Origin of the sequence: Pseudomonas lijiangensis (genome assembly GCF_018968705.1) — a bacterium.
Classification (GTDB): domain Bacteria; phylum Pseudomonadota; class Gammaproteobacteria; order Pseudomonadales; family Pseudomonadaceae; genus Aquipseudomonas; species Aquipseudomonas lijiangensis.
This window is the reverse complement of the sequence record NZ_CP076668.1, coordinates 3,489,859-3,503,866: the sequence shown is the minus strand read 5'-3', so window position 1 is coordinate 3,503,866 and position 14,008 is coordinate 3,489,859. Positions and strand designations below refer to the sequence as shown.

Here is a 14,008-nt window from a genome sequence, read left to right as displayed (position 1 = left end):
ATGCTACTTCGCCACGGGGCGCGGCGAAAGGGTGTCGCGGGAGAATGTCGTGGGCATGTCCTGAATGTATTGATCTTGGTACAAAAGGGCGGAGCCTGCCTGTAATACTTTTTTGCCGCCGACGCGGCCAGTGCCAAGTCATCGCCTTCCATAGCGCCTCGCCAATGAATTCGCTCCTGCCGCGCCATTCTTTACGCCGTCTTTACGGCCCTTCATGCCTGTCGCTCTCGTTCCTTTACACCCCTCCTGAGGACAATTGCTCCCAAGCGGCAACCGCCGTAGCGACGGAGAATCTTGATGAGCGTTCTGGATGGGGTGTCACTGCTGTTGGCAGTCGGGCTGTTCATTTACTTGCTGGTTGCGCTGTTGCGCGCAGGCCGGAACTAGGAGCTGCCATGCACAGTTATGACTATCTGCTGATTCTGGCTTTTCTGGTACTGGTCGTATTACCCGCGCCTTTGCTGGGGCGTTTCTACTATCGGGTGGTGGAAGGCGAGCGCACCTGGCTCAGCCCGGTGCTGAGGCCTGTAGAGAATATCTGCTACCGACTGTCAGGCATCGACCCCAAGGTCGAGCAGAACTGGAAAGCCTACCTGTGGGCTTTGCTGGCGTTCAACCTGGCCGGTTTCGTACTGTTGTTCGCCATGCTGCTGGGGCAGGGCGCCTTGCCGCTCAACCCGCAGCAGTTGCCGGGCCTGGAGTGGTCGCTGGCGTTCAATACCGCGATGAGTTTCGTCACCAACACCAACTGGCAGAGCTACAGCGGTGAAGCTTCGCTGAGTTATCTGAGCCAGATGGTCGGCCTGACCGTGCAGAACTTTGTCAGCGCCGCCACCGGTATTGCCGTGCTGCTGGCGTTCTGTCGCGGCATCAGCCGCCGCTCGACGGAAAATCTCGGCAACTTCTGGACCGACATGACCCGCGTCACCCTGTACGGCCTGCTGCCGCTGTGCATCGTGCTGGCCTTGCTGCTGGTCTGGCAGGGCGTGCCGCAAAGCTTTGCCCACTACATCGATGCCGTCACCCTGCAGGGCGCTGATCAAAGCCTGCCCATGGGACCTGCCGCCAGCCAGATCGCGATCAAGCAACTGGGCACCAACGGTGGTGGCTTCTTTGGCGTGAACTCGGCGCATCCCTTCGAGAACCCGACTGCCTTGAGCAACCTGCTGCAACTGGTGTCGATCCTGCTGATTCCGGCTGCGCTGGTGTTTACCTTCGGCCATTACGTCAAGGACATGCGCCAGAGCCGGGCAATCATGGCCTGCATGCTGATCATGCTGCTGATCGGCGGTGCTGTTTCGCTGTGGGCCGAGTATCAGCCCAACCCGGCGCTGAACATTGCCGGTGTCGAGCAGACTGCACCGCTGGAAGGCAAGGAAAGCCGTTTTGGCACTACCGCCACCGTGCTCTGGGCGACAGCGACCACTGCCGCTTCGAACGGCTCGGTCAACGCCATGCATGACAGCCTCAACCCGCTGACCGGCATGGTCGCGCTGGTCAACATGATGGTCGGTGAGGTGATCTTCGGCGGTGTGGGTGTTGGCCTCAACGGCATGCTGCTCAATGTGCTGATCGCGGTGTTCCTGGCTGGCCTGATGATCGGTCGTACCCCGGAATACCTGGGCAAGAAGCTTCAGGCGACGGAAATCCGCTTGCTGGTGGCGACCTTGCTGGTAATGCCGGTGGGCGTGCTGGTGCTGGGTGCCGTGGCGGCCAGTCTGCCAGGGCCACTGGCTTCGGTGAGCAACCCCGGCCCTCACGGTTTCAGCCAGTTGCTGTACGCCTACACCTCGGCCACGGCCAACAACGGCTCGGCGTTCGGTGGCTTCAGTGCCAACACCGTGTTCCACAACCTGATGCTCAGCGTGGCGATGTTCCTGGGACGTTTCGGCTACATCGTGCCGGTCCTGGCACTGGCGGGCAGCCTGGCGATGAAAAAGGCCGCGCCACAGGGTATCAACAGCTTCCCGACCCATGGCCCGCTGTTCGTGACCTTGCTGACCGTGACCATTTTGCTGGTCGGTGGCCTGACCTTCCTGCCAACCCTGGCACTGGGTCCGATCGCCGAACATTTGAGCCTGGGCTTCTGAGGAGCCGATGATGAATATGCAGATTCCTGTGACAAAGCCGTCTGAAACGCCAGCGGTGGCCGATCCGGCGAAAACCAGCTTCTCGTCGCTGTGGCGCGGTGCGCTGGTGCAAGCCTTCGTCAAGCTCGACCCTCGCCAACTGGCCCGCTCGCCAGTGATGCTGGTGGTGGAACTGACCGCCATCCTGACCACGATTCTGTGCCTGATTCCCGATCCGGCCGTGCCCACGGGTGTGGCGGTGCAGATCGCCCTGTGGCTGTGGTTCACCGTGCTGTTCGCCAACTTTGCCGAAGCCCTGGCCGAAGGCCGTGGCAAGGCGCGTGCCGACAGCCTCAAGGCGGGCAGCGAAGGGCTCAAGGCGCGTCGTCGCGATGAGTCCGGCGCGTTCAGCATGGTCAACGCCAGCGCCTTGCGCAAAGGCGATGTGGTACGCGTCGAAGCCGGGGAAATGATCCCCGGTGACGGTGAAGTCATCGAAGGCATTGCAGCGGTCAACGAGGCTGCGATTACCGGTGAATCGGCGCCGGTCATTCGCGAGTCCGGCGGCGACCGTTCGGCCGTGACCGGCAATACCCGGCTGGTGTCCGACTGGCTGCTGATACAGATCAGCACCAACCCCGGCGAATCGACCCTGGACCGCATGATTGCCCTGGTCGAAGGTGCAAAGCGCCAGAAAACGCCCAATGAAGTGGCGCTGGATATCCTGCTGATCGGCCTGACCCTGATCTTCCTGCTGGTGGTCGTGACCCTGCAACCGTTTGCCCGTTTTGCCGGTGGCAGCCTGCCGCTGGTGTTTCTGGTGGCGCTGCTGGTGACTCTGATTCCTACCACCATCGGCGGCTTGTTGTCGGCCATCGGTATCGCGGGCATGGACCGGCTGGTGCGCCTCAACGTCATCGCCAAATCCGGCCGTGCGGTTGAAGCTGCCGGTGATGTACACGTGCTGCTGCTGGACAAGACCGGCACCATCACTTTTGGCAATCGCCGTTGCAGCGCGCTGTATTCCGCGACGGGTGTCACGGCCAAAGAGATGAGCGACGGCGCCTTGCTGGCGTCCCTGGCCGATGACACGGCCGAAGGTAAATCCATCGTCGAATACCTGCGTAACCTGCACCCGATCAGCGAGCCCAAGCCTTCGGAACTGACGGCTGTGCCTTTCAGCGCAGAAACCCGTTTGTCCGGCGTGGATTATCAAGGTCACCAGTACCGCAAGGGCGCTGTGGATTCATTGCTGGCCTTTGTGGATCTGCAACGTCGCGACTTGCCTGCGGCCCTGGCCCGGGAAATCGACAATATCGCCAAGACCGGCGGTACGCCGTTGCTGGTGTGTGTCGACAAGAAACTGTTGGGCGCCATCCATCTCAAGGACGTGGTCAAGCCTGGCATCCGCGAGCGTTTTGCCGAACTGCGCAAGCTGGGCATTCGCACCGTGATGGTGACCGGCGATAACCCGCTGACCGCTGCGGCCATTGCCGCCGAAGCCGGTGTGGATGACGTGCTGGCCGAAGCGACGCCGGAGAAGAAACTGGAGCGTATTCGCGCCGAGCAGAACGAAGGGCGGCTGGTTGCGATGTGCGGCGACGGCGCCAACGATGCTCCGGCGCTGGCTCAGGCGGACGTCGGCATGGCCATGAACGACGGCACTCAGGCTGCGCGTGAAGCGGCGAACATGGTGGACCTGGACAGCGATCCGACCAAATTGCTCGACGTGGTGCAGATCGGCAAGGAATTGCTGGTCACTCGCGGCGCGCTGACGACCTTTTCCATCGCCAACGACATCGCCAAATACTTCGCGATCCTGCCGGCCTTGTTCGCTGCCATTTACCCGCAACTGGGTGTGCTGAACATCATGCAATTGGCCAGCCCGCAAAGCGCGATTGTCTCGGCCATCGTCTTCAACGCCTTGATCATCGTGTTGCTGATCCCGCTGGCCCTGCGCGGCGTGCGTGTCCAGGCCGCCAGCGCAGCTCATCTGCTGCGCCGCAACCTGCTGATCTATGGCGTGGGCGGCATCATCGTGCCGTTCGTGGGTATCAAGCTGATCGACATGCTGCTGGTTGGATTGGGCCTGGTGTAAACCCTGACCGGGAGAAATGCCGATTGAATCACTTTGTGGGAGGCAGCTTGCTGGCGACTTGGGCGTACAGACACAGAATATCTGTCAGGTTTCAGGCCTTTTTCGCCAGCAAGCTGCCTCCCACACGTGTTCTGTATTACGCCTACATGAAGCGTTGCAACTCTCTATGAGGAAATGATGATGTCCACTGTATTGCGTCCGGCCTTGAGCCTGATTGTGTTGATGACTGTGCTGACCGGTGTGGCTTATCCATTGGCGGTGACGGGTGTGGCTCAGGTGGCTTTCCCCGATCAGGCCAATGGCAGCCTGGTCTACGACGCCAGCGGCAAGGTGCAAGGCTCGGAGCTGATTGCCCAGGCCTTCAGCGGCGATGAATGGTTCCAGCCGCGTCCTTCGGCCGGTGCCTTCGCCACGGTTTCCAGCAGCGCGAGCAACCTGGCACCGAGTAATCCTGCACTGGCAACCCGTGTCACTGAAGAGGCCGCCAAACTGGCCGTTGCAGGGCAGGGCGCGGTGCCGTTGGCCTTGCTGACCACTTCAGGCAGCGGTCTGGACCCGCACCTGCCGCCTTCCGCCGTCATCTATCAGGCTGCACGGGTCGCGGCGGCGCGCAAGTTGCCGCTGGAGCAGGTTCAGGCCTTGATCGAGGCCAATACCCAGCGATCCCTGATTGGCCCGCCCGTGGTTAATGTGCTGGACTTGAATCGTGCCCTGAATCAGTTAACGTCTGCGCAACGCCAGGCACAACTTTGAGTGAGTAGTAACAGACATGAGTGATTCCGGCCGTGCCGATGCCTTGCTAGCCGATATGCCCCGAGCCGGGCGTGGGCGTTTGAAAGTGTTTCTGGGCGCTGCGCCCGGCGTGGGCAAGACCTACGCGATGCTGCAGGCCGCCCATGGTCAGTTGCGACAGGGCGTGAAGGTGCTGGCCGGTGTGGTCGAAACCCATGGTCGCGCAGAAACCGAGGCGTTGCTGGGCGGTTTGCCGCAACAGCCTCTGCTGCGCTCGCAATACCGTGGCGTGACGCTGGAGGAAATGGACCTCGATGGTCTGCTCAGGCAGCGTCCGGAACTGGCGCTGGTGGACGAACTGGCCCACAGCAACGCACCGGGCAGTCGCCACGCCAAACGCTGGCAGGACATTCAGGAACTGCTGGCCGCGGGCATCAATGTCTACACCACCGTCAATGTGCAGCACCTGGAAAGCCTCAACGATCAGGTGCGCGGGATTACCGGTGTGCAGGTCCGCGAAACCCTGCCCGACTGGGTGCTGCAGGAAGCCTATGAACTGGTGCTGATCGACCTGCCGCCCCGTGAGCTGCTGGAGCGTCTGCGCGACGGCAAGGTCTATGTGCCGGAGCAGGCGCGGGCGGCCATCGATGCATTCTTCACCCAGACCAACCTCACGGCCTTGCGTGAGCTGGCGATGCAGACGGCAGCGGCCCAGGTGGATAACGATCTGGCTCAGGGTTACCGCCAGTTGGGGCAGGACGCGCCTGCGGTGCGTGGCCGGTTGCTGGTCTGTGTGGATGGCGACATGCATGCCGAGCGTCTGGTGCGTCATGCCAGCCGTGTTGCCCAGCGTCGGCATCTGCCCTGGACGCTGGTGCATGTCGACAATGGCCGGCCTTTCGACGAACAGTCCCGCGCCCGCTTGCAACGTGCCCAGCAACTGGCCGAGCGGCTGGGCGGGGAAGTGGTGCTGTTGCGTGCAGGCGAAGTGGCCAGAACCCTGATTCAGCATGCGGCTGAGCGCCGGGCCAGCGTGGTTCTGGTTGGCCAGTCGCAACCGCGCCTGCGTCGACGGCTATTCGGCGGCGGGGTTGCCGAGCGTCTGTTGCGTGAAGCCCATGGCCTTGAAATCAGTGTGCTGGACAGCGAGCCATTGCCGGATCAGCCACGGGTTCGCTCGTCCCGCCCTGAGCCGTGGTTCGATTACTTCCTGGCCCTGATTGCCACCGTGCTGGCCAGTGCCCTGGCCTGGGCGGTGTCGAACGTACTGGATCTGCCCAATATCTCGCTGGTATTTCTGGCGGCCGTTCTGCTGGTGGCGATACGCACTAGCGTTGGCCCGGCGCTGGCCTGTTCGGTCTTGTCGTTCCTGGCCTATGACTTTCTGTTCATGCCGCCGAGTTTTTCCCTGACCATCCAGCGCGAAGAAGACGTGCTGACCTTGCTGTTCTTTCTGCTGATGTCTGCCCTGACCGGCAATCTGGCCGCCCGCCAGCGTCGGCAACTGGAAGCCCTGCGCGATACCCAGGAGCAGACCAGCGAATTGCTGGACCTGTCCCGCAAGATGACTGCCGCGACGGATCGTCAGGCCGTGCTCAGCGCCGCCGAACATCATTTGAATGGCTGGCAGGAGCTGCAAGTCTGCCTGCTGGACCGCGACGGGCAGGGCGGCTGGAAACTCAGCGACGATATTGCGCCACTGTCCGAATCGGAGCGTGCGGCGGCAGACTGGGCCTGGCAGCACGATCAGGCGGCGGGCTACGGCACCGGAACCTTGCCGTCCGGGCGCTGGTGGTGGTGGCCATTGTCCGGTGAAAACGGGCCGCTGGCCTTGCTGGGCGTGTGCCCGCGCGATGGTCAGGAATTCACTGCCCAGCGTCGTCGTCTGCTGATTGCCCTCAGCCAGCCACTGGCCCAGGCGCTGGCCCGTGCGCGACTGGCCGAGGATCTGGAAGCCGCGCGCCTGCATGGGGAAACCGAGCAGTTGCGCAGTGCCTTGCTGGCGTCGGTATCTCATGATTTGCGCACGCCCCTGACCTCCATGCGTGGCAGTATCGACAGCCTGCTGGCGCTGGGCGAGGCCATCTCCCTTGAAGACCGTCGTGAACTGCTGGAAGGCACCCGGGATGAGGCCGAGCGTCTGGATCGCTACATTCAAAACCTGCTGGACATGACTCGTCTGGGGCACGGTGCCCTGAAACTGGCGCGGGACTGGGTATCGCCCGGCGATATCGTCGGCAGCGCACTCAGTCGTTTGCGTGCCGTGATGGCGCCGTTGCAGGTCGAGGCTCAGGTATCTGCCGAACTGCCGCTGTTGTATGTGCATGCTGCGCTCATCGAGCAGGCGCTGGTCAATGTGCTGGAAAACGCGGCACGTTTTTCGCCACTCAATGGCCGTCTCCAAGTGTCGGTCACCGTCGAGAACGGCGAACTGATATTTGCTGTCAGCGATGAAGGCCCGGGGATTCCCGAGAGCGAGCGGTCGAAGATTTTCGACATGTTCTACACCGCAGCCCGAGGGGATCGTGGCGGGCAGGGCACGGGGTTGGGCCTGGCAATCTGTCAGGGCATGGTCGGTGCCCACGGCGGGCGAGTCAGCGTGGGAAGCGGCATAGACGGGCAAGGCACCTGCATCACTTTGCACCTGCCGCTGCAAACCCAGCCTGAAGCCGAAACGGAGTCGTTGCCTTGAGGGCGCTTTACGTTAGGCTTGTGGCCAATCAGGCCATTGCACACTCAGGGACATCATGAGTCAGACCTCGACCATTCTGGTGATCGACGACGAGCCGCAGATTCGCAAGTTTCTGCGCATCAGCCTCGTCTCCCAGGGATACAAAGTGCTTGAGGCGGCCACCGGCATCGACGGCTTGAGCCAGGCCGCCTTGAGCAAGCCGGACCTGCTGGTGCTCGACTTGGGATTGCCGGACATGGACGGCCAGCAGGTCTTGAGCGAGTTTCGTGAGTGGTCGAGCGTGCCGGTGCTGGTGCTGTCGGTCCGCGCCAGCGAAACCCAGAAGGTCCAGGCACTGGATGCCGGTGCCAACGATTACGTGACCAAACCCTTTGGTATTCAGGAGTTTCTGGCGAGGGTCCGGGCATTGCTGCGTCAGGTGCCGGTGGGCGACAAGCCGGAATCGGCACTCAATATCGGCCCGTTGACCGTGGATCTGGCGTATCGGCGTGTGCTGCTGGACGGTGTCGAAGTGGCGCTGACCCGCAAGGAATACGCGGTGCTGGCGCAACTGGCGCGTTATCCGGGGCGGGTCATTACCCAGCAGCAATTGCTCAAGGATATCTGGGGACCGACCCACACCGAAGACAGCCACTATCTGCGGATCGTGGTAGGGCACCTGCGCCAGAAACTGGCCGATGACCCCGCTGCCCCACGCTTTATCGTGACCGAGGCGGGGGTTGGATACCGGTTGATGGGCGGGTGACCCGAGCACTCAAGGTCATACATCACTTTGTGGGAGGCAGCTTGCTGGCGACTTCTACAGACGCAGAATATCTGCCGGTCTTGAGGCCTTTTTCGCCAGCAAGCTGCCTCCTACACGTTTATTTTTGCCTTGACTGATCGGCATTACCCCTGCGAACTACCATGCTCGCTTTCATATCGGTCCAGCGTATCCCGGGCAATTTCACGGCCCAGCGCGATCAGCTCCGGCGCCTTGTAAAACTCGAAAAACCGGCAGACCCGCTTTGGAACGTTGATCAGGATATCCGGCGGATAACCGGCGATCTTGTACTGTGCCAGCGAGGTCTGCATCACCTCGAAACTCTGGTTGATCAGGTCCAGCAATGAAGCAGGCCCCACATTGTCGATAATGATCGAGCCACTGGCTGATTTCGGTGCTCCCGAGGCCAGAGGTGCGGCGGCGGGTTGCTGGCCCAGCGGGTCGGCGGATTCTTCGCCCAGCCAGGGATTTTCGATAAGTGCTGCCGCAGTTTTCAGGCTGCTTGATCCTCCCTCGACGGCTTCGAGCTTGCGCCGGAACGGCAGGCGTGAGCCCAGTGAACTGATCAGCGAATCGACACGCTTTTTCACGGCTGGCGGACGCTCAATCGTCGGTAGCTGATACTGCTGCTGATTGGTGGCGTTGAGGTTGATCGCCACGATCAGATCGCAGTGGCTGGAGACCACTGGCACGATAGGCAGCGGGTTGAGCAGGCCGCCATCCACCAGCATCCGGCCACCCTGCATGACCGGAGTAAACAGGCTGGGAATCGCCGCCGAGGCGCGCATGGCCTGATGCAGGCAGCCTTCCTGAAACCATATCTCTTGCTGGTTGGTGAGGTCGGTCGCTACAGCCGTGTAGGGAATGCGCAGGTCTTCGATATTGATCTCGCCGACGATATCGCGAATGTGTCCGAAAACTTTCTCGCCACGAATTGCCCCCAGCCGGAAACTCACGTCCACCAGCCTCAATACATCCAGGTAATCGAGACTTTCGATCCATTTGCGATACTGCTCCAGTTTGCCAGCGGCATAGATACCGCCCACTACAGCGCCCATCGAGCAGCCTGCAATGCAGGAAATTTCGTAATTGCGCCGTTCCAGCTCTTCGATCACGCCGATATGGGCATAACCACGAGCGCCGCCGGAGCCCAGCACCAGTGCTATTCGTTTTTTCATCAGAATGCTCCTGATTGGTATCGATCCATGACCGGGTAATGCAGAATGCCATGCAATGAAAACAGTTGCTTACGGCACTTTTAGTGGCCAGCATCGTCAAAGCCGCACACTCTATTTTTCACGTCTGAGGTAACACCCCATGAAAGCCTGGATCTGTTTGCCATTGTTCATCGTGGTCCTTGCAGGTTGTGCCGGCAAGACCGGGTATCGGGACAGCTGCGCCAGCCAGCTTGACAGCGCCTGGCAGGAGCTTGATCTGGCCAAGGCCGAAGGTTTTGCCGGTACGGTCAGTTACTCCAAGGCCCTGTCGCTCCTGACCGGTGCCAAGACTCAGCAGCAATTCGAGGCGTTTGAAGGTTGTACGCAAAAGGCCGAGAAAGCACGCTTTTATATTCGCGAGTCCCGCGCCGGTCGCTGATCCGGCCTTCGCGAATGAATTCCCTCCCTGTGTAGGAGCGAATTCATTCGCGAACCCCACACCTCCCAAAGTAATTCTCCTCTCCCTTCTGGCGAAAAGGCCTACGCTAACCTTAAAGTGGTTGTGCGTGATGGCATCGTTTGCAGTCCCAATGGCTTTATAGGCAGTCGGCTGGAGAGGCTTTCAGATGGGCAGAAAACTCGATGCATGTCTCAGTGCCATAAACGAAGTGGTGCTGGGCAAGGAAGGGCAGGTGCGTCTGGCAATGACGTGCCTGCTGGGTGGCGGTCATCTGTTGATCGAGGACTTGCCGGGCATGGGCAAGACCACCCTCAGCCATGCTCTGGCCCGGATCCTGGGCTTGAGCTATCAGCGTATCCAGTTCACCTCGGACCTGTTGCCCGGCGATATTCTCGGCACTTCAGTGTTCGACCGCGACACCGGGCAGTTCACCTTTCATCCAGGGCCGATCTTCGCTGAACTGGTGCTGGCCGACGAAATCAACCGGGCGACCCCCAAGAGCCAGAGTGCCTTGCTGGAAGCGATGGAAGAAGGGCAGGTTTCCATCGAGGGCGCGACGCGGCTGTTGCCCGATCCGTTCTTTGTGATCGCGACCCAGAACCCGTTCAGTTCCGGTGGCACCTTTGCCTTGCCCGAGTCGCAACTGGATCGTTTCCTGATGCGCATTTCCATGGGGTATCCCGCCAAGGCGGCTGAAAAAGCCTTGCTGCTGGGGCAATCCCGACGCGAACTGATGCCGCGCCTGCAACCGATACTCAACCATGCCGAACTGGGTCTGTTGCAGGCCCAGGCCCGGCAGGTGAGGGTGAGCGATGCGCTGGTGGATTATGTCTTGCGTCTGGTGGACGCGACCCGGAGCCAGCCGCAGTTCGCCTACGGGCTTTCGCCTCGCGCCAGTCTGGCGATTGTTTCGGCGGCGCGGGCCTGGGCCTTGTTGCTGGGCCGCGATTATGTGATCCCTGAAGATGTGCAGGCGGTGTTGCCGTCCGTGGTGGGTCATCGTCTGCGCGAGCGCAGCGACCCGACCGGTCATGGCGGCGGGGCGCTGGTGCAGTGGCTGCTGCGTGAGGTGCCGGTGCTTTGATCCAACAGCTCAAACCGCTCTGGCAGCGCTGGCTGGTGCGACGGATTCCCCCGGCGGCGCGAATCAAGCTGGATCATCGGCGTATTTTCATCCTGCCGACCCGCACCGGCGCGACGTTCGCGCTGGTGGTGTTTCTGATGCTGCTGGTGTCCATCAATTACCAGAACAGCCTGGCTTATGGCCTGACCTTTCTGCTGTTGTCGGTGGGGATACTGGCCATCCTGCATACCTACCGCAATCTTGGCGGGCTGGTGCTCAGTGCCGGTCTGGCGCGTTCGGTGTTTGTCGGTGAGCCGGTGCAGTTGCGCCTGCGTCTGGAAAGTGCCGGCCATGCCCATCAGGCCCTCGGGCTTGGCTGGAATGCGCAAACGTTGCAGCCCGGCGATGTGACTGCCGAAGGCCTGACGGAGGTGGAGCTGACATTGCCTGCCGAAACCCGTGGCTGGCTGCGTGCTCCCCGATTGCGTGTCGAGAGCGTGTTTCCCCTGGGGATTTTCCGGGCCTGGAGCTGGCTGGACCTTGAACAGACCGTATTGATTTATCCCCGTCCTATACCCGGTGCGATGCCGCTGCTTCAGGGCGTGCAACCCCATGCCCAGGACGATGGTCAGGCGACTCGGGGAGCGGGCGTGGATGACTATCAGGGCTTGCGCAGCTATCAGCCCGGCGATAACCGCCGACGTCTGCACTGGAAAGCGTATTCCCGAGGCCAGGGCCTGCTGGTCAAGGACTTCACTGACTTGAGCGGCCATGAGCTGTGCCTGGATTTCATGGCGTTGGGGGGCGATATCGAGGAGCGCCTGTCGCGTCTGTGTTACTGGGTGCTGGAGCTGTCGCAACGTCAGCAGCCCTTTGCCTTGCGCCTGCCGGGTTTCCTGTCGGCGGTGGACAGCAGCGATGCCCATCGCGAGGCCTGTCTGCGCGAGCTGGCACTCTTCGGCAATCGCTCATGAACAACGTCAGCCTCGGACAACCCGTCCCGCGTCCAGGCCTGATCTGGCTGTTGCTGGCCCAGGCTCTGGTCATCCTGCCGTTCATCACCCATTTGCCGGTATCCATCATCCTGCTGTGGCTGGGATGCATGACCTGGCGCGTGCAAGTCATGCGCATGCGGGCCTGCATGCCGGGGAACTGGGTCAAGTCCGGGCTGCTGGTGGGGACGGCCGGTGGTGTGTATCTGGCGCGAGGCAGTCTGGTGGGGCTCGATGCCGGAGCCGCGCTGCTGATCGCCGCCTTTGTGCTTAAAATGCTGGAGATGCAGACCCGGCGCGATGCGTTGGTGCTGATCTTTTTGGGATTCTTTTGTGTGGTGGTGGGTTATCTGTTCGAGGACAACCTGCTCTGGGCGCTATTGAGCCTGTTGCCGATTGCGGCCTTGCTGGCGTCTCTGATCGGTCTGCAACAGTCTGATCTGGCCAGCAAACCCGTCAACAGCCTGAAGCTGAGCTTCAAACTCATCGCCCAGGCCGTGCCGCTGATGTTGCTGCTGTTTCTGTTCTTTCCGCGTCTCGATCCGCTATGGGCGCTGCCGCAGCCGAGCAACAAGGGCGTGACCGGCCTGTCCGACAGCATGTCGCCGGGTGACCTGACGGAATTGAGCAAATCGCCAGCCCTGGTGTTTCGCGCCAGCTTCGAGGGGCCGGTCCCGGCGCGTAATCAGTTGTACTGGCGCAGCCTGACCCTTGAGCAGTTCGATGGGCGTCGCTGGTCGCAATCGTTGCGTGCCCAGACGGTGCAGGTGCCGCAGTGGCAAAAGCGCGGGGATGCAATCGCCTACAGCATTGTCATGGAGCCCAGTGGGCGTCCGTGGCTGCCGATTCTCGATGTCGGTGAAACGACTCTGGCCGAGGTGCGCCAGATGAGCGATTTCCGTTTGCAGCGCAGGCGGCCTGTGGATCAGTCCATGATGTTCGCCGTGACTTCATGGCCACAGGCGGTTCGTGATGCACAACTGACCGAGAACATTCAGCGCCAGGACCTGCAATTGCCTGCCAAGGGCAATGATCAGGCTCGGCAATGGGCCAGGGACCTGTCGCGCCGCTATCCAAAACCCGATGCGCTGGTGGAGGCCATGCAGCGGTATTTTCGCGAGCAGCCGTTTCATTACACCCTCAAGCCTACGACGCTGGGGATCGACAGCATCGATGATTTCCTGTTTGTCAGCAGGCAGGGTTTCTGTGGCCATTACGCCGGAGCCATGACGTTCGTGTTGCGGGCGGCGGGGATTCCGGCGCGGGTGGTGGCGGGTTATCAGGGCGGCGAGTTGAATCCGGACGGCCAGTACCTGACCGTGCGCCAGTTCGACGCCCACGCCTGGGTCGAATACTGGCAGCCGGACGCTGGCTGGCGCAGTGTCGACCCGACGGCTGCCGTGGCGCCCGAGCGTATCGAGCAGGGCCTGGAACAGGCATTGGCCGCCGATGAGGCATTCCTGCAGGATTCACCCATGTCGGCGTTGCGTTACCGGGACGTGGCCTGGCTCAATTCGCTGCGCCTGAGCTGGGACAGCCTCAATTACGGCTGGCAGCGCTGGGTGCTGGGCTATCAGGGCCAGCAGCAGTTGCAGGTGCTGGGCCGCTGGTTCTCGGGTTTTCAGGTGCCGGTTTTCGTGGGGGGTGTCCTGAGCGTTCTGGCACTGATAGCCTTGTGGCTGTTCAAACCCTGGCAGAGGGAAAGTGATTCGCAGCTTCGCCTGTTCATGGCCTTCGAGCGTCTGCTGGCGCGACATGGGCTGCGGCGCATGCCGGGTGAGGGCGCCGAAGCCTTTTGCAGCCGCGCCGTGCTGTTTTTTCCGCGCCATGCCGATGTCATCGAAGCCTTTGTTCAGGAATTCCAGGCCCAGCGCTATGGCGCAAGTGGAGCTTCGGTGAGCGAGTTGCGCCGCTGCCTCAAAGAGCTGCGCCGTCGTTTGCCATGGCGCCTGGCGCCCTTGAAGGGCAGTCATTCATAAACC

The 14,008-nt window shown here is 61.6% G+C and carries 11 protein-coding genes; 10 read left to right on the top strand and 1 reads right to left on the bottom strand.

The window, feature by feature from the left end:
* The first annotated feature begins 297 nt into the window (after nt 1-297).
* The 6 genes from kdpF (at nt 298) to KQP88_RS14390 (ending at nt 8,336) form a co-directional block, all read left to right on the top strand.
* Nucleotides 298-387, top strand: a complete 90-nt coding sequence (gene kdpF / locus KQP88_RS14415) for a K(+)-transporting ATPase subunit F (protein ID WP_074569008.1) — start codon at nt 298-300, stop codon at nt 385-387.
* Between the two features lie 8 nt (nt 388-395).
* A complete protein-coding gene (kdpA, locus tag KQP88_RS14410) occupies nt 396-2,090 on the top strand; it encodes a potassium-transporting ATPase subunit KdpA (protein WP_025260607.1) in 1,695 nt (564 codons plus the stop codon).
* Between the two features lie 10 nt (nt 2,091-2,100).
* Entirely contained in the window at nt 2,101-4,167 is a 2,067-nt protein-coding gene (kdpB, locus tag KQP88_RS14405) for a potassium-transporting ATPase subunit KdpB (protein WP_200995068.1), read from the top strand.
* 180 nt (nt 4,168-4,347) lie between these two features.
* Entirely contained in the window at nt 4,348-4,920 is a 573-nt protein-coding gene (gene kdpC / locus KQP88_RS14400) for a potassium-transporting ATPase subunit KdpC (protein ID WP_216703424.1), read from the top strand.
* 16 nt (nt 4,921-4,936) lie between these two features.
* Nucleotides 4,937-7,591, top strand: a complete 2,655-nt coding sequence (locus KQP88_RS14395; protein WP_216703423.1) for a sensor histidine kinase — start codon at nt 4,937-4,939, stop codon at nt 7,589-7,591.
* A gap of 55 nt (nt 7,592-7,646) precedes the next feature.
* The gene (locus KQP88_RS14390) at nt 7,647-8,336 is read left to right on the top strand and encodes a response regulator (RefSeq protein WP_200995065.1); all 690 of its coding nucleotides are present in this window, start codon (nt 7,647-7,649) and stop codon (nt 8,334-8,336) included.
* Nucleotides 8,337-8,479: 143 nt separating this feature from the next.
* Here the strand turns inward: KQP88_RS14390 and KQP88_RS14385 are convergent, their stop codons facing one another.
* Complete coding sequence (locus KQP88_RS14385; protein WP_216703422.1) at nt 8,480-9,532, bottom strand: patatin-like phospholipase family protein; 1,053 nt, start codon at nt 9,530-9,532, stop codon at nt 8,480-8,482.
* 139 nt (nt 9,533-9,671) lie between these two features.
* Here KQP88_RS14385 and KQP88_RS14380 point away from each other — a divergent pair, with 139 nt between their 5' ends.
* From KQP88_RS14380 to KQP88_RS14365, 4 genes are all read left to right on the top strand, one after another.
* Nucleotides 9,672-9,950 (top strand): hypothetical protein, encoded by a 279-nt coding sequence (locus tag KQP88_RS14380; RefSeq protein WP_025260601.1) that lies wholly within the window; start codon nt 9,672-9,674, stop codon nt 9,948-9,950.
* 187 nt (nt 9,951-10,137) lie between these two features.
* On the top strand, nt 10,138-11,055 hold the full coding sequence (locus KQP88_RS14375; RefSeq protein ID WP_025260600.1) for an AAA family ATPase: 918 nt from the start codon (nt 10,138-10,140) through the stop codon (nt 11,053-11,055).
* Nucleotides 11,052-12,008: a DUF58 domain-containing protein gene (locus KQP88_RS14370; protein ID WP_216703421.1), complete on the top strand. Its 957-nt coding sequence runs from the start codon at nt 11,052-11,054 to the stop codon at nt 12,006-12,008. The genes KQP88_RS14375 and KQP88_RS14370 overlap by 4 nt, the downstream gene beginning before the upstream one ends.
* Nucleotides 12,005-14,005 (top strand): transglutaminase TgpA family protein, encoded by a 2,001-nt coding sequence (locus KQP88_RS14365; RefSeq protein WP_216703420.1) that lies wholly within the window; start codon nt 12,005-12,007, stop codon nt 14,003-14,005. Before KQP88_RS14370 ends, KQP88_RS14365 begins: the two co-directional genes overlap by 4 nt.
* The last annotated feature ends 3 nt before the right edge of the window (nt 14,006-14,008 follow it).

Excerpts from the sequence above, each read along its gene's own strand:
- kdpF (WP_074569008.1), top strand. The coding sequence starts at position 298 with ATGAGCGTTCTGGATGGGGTGTCACTGCTGTTGGCAGTCGGGCTGTTC.
- kdpA (WP_025260607.1), top strand. The coding sequence starts at position 396 with ATGCACAGTTATGACTATCTGCTGATTCTGGCTTTTCTGGTACTGGTC.
- kdpB (WP_200995068.1), top strand. The coding sequence starts at position 2,101 with ATGAATATGCAGATTCCTGTGACAAAGCCGTCTGAAACGCCAGCGGTG.
- kdpC (WP_216703424.1), top strand. The coding sequence starts at position 4,348 with ATGTCCACTGTATTGCGTCCGGCCTTGAGCCTGATTGTGTTGATGACT.
- KQP88_RS14395 (WP_216703423.1), top strand. The coding sequence starts at position 4,937 with ATGAGTGATTCCGGCCGTGCCGATGCCTTGCTAGCCGATATGCCCCGA.
- KQP88_RS14390 (WP_200995065.1), top strand. The coding sequence starts at position 7,647 with ATGAGTCAGACCTCGACCATTCTGGTGATCGACGACGAGCCGCAGATT.
- KQP88_RS14385 (WP_216703422.1), bottom strand. The coding sequence starts at position 9,532 with ATGAAAAAACGAATAGCACTGGTGCTGGGCTCCGGCGGCGCTCGTGGT.
- KQP88_RS14380 (WP_025260601.1), top strand. The coding sequence starts at position 9,672 with ATGAAAGCCTGGATCTGTTTGCCATTGTTCATCGTGGTCCTTGCAGGT.
- KQP88_RS14375 (WP_025260600.1), top strand. The coding sequence starts at position 10,138 with ATGGGCAGAAAACTCGATGCATGTCTCAGTGCCATAAACGAAGTGGTG.
- KQP88_RS14365 (WP_216703420.1), top strand. The coding sequence starts at position 12,005 with ATGAACAACGTCAGCCTCGGACAACCCGTCCCGCGTCCAGGCCTGATC.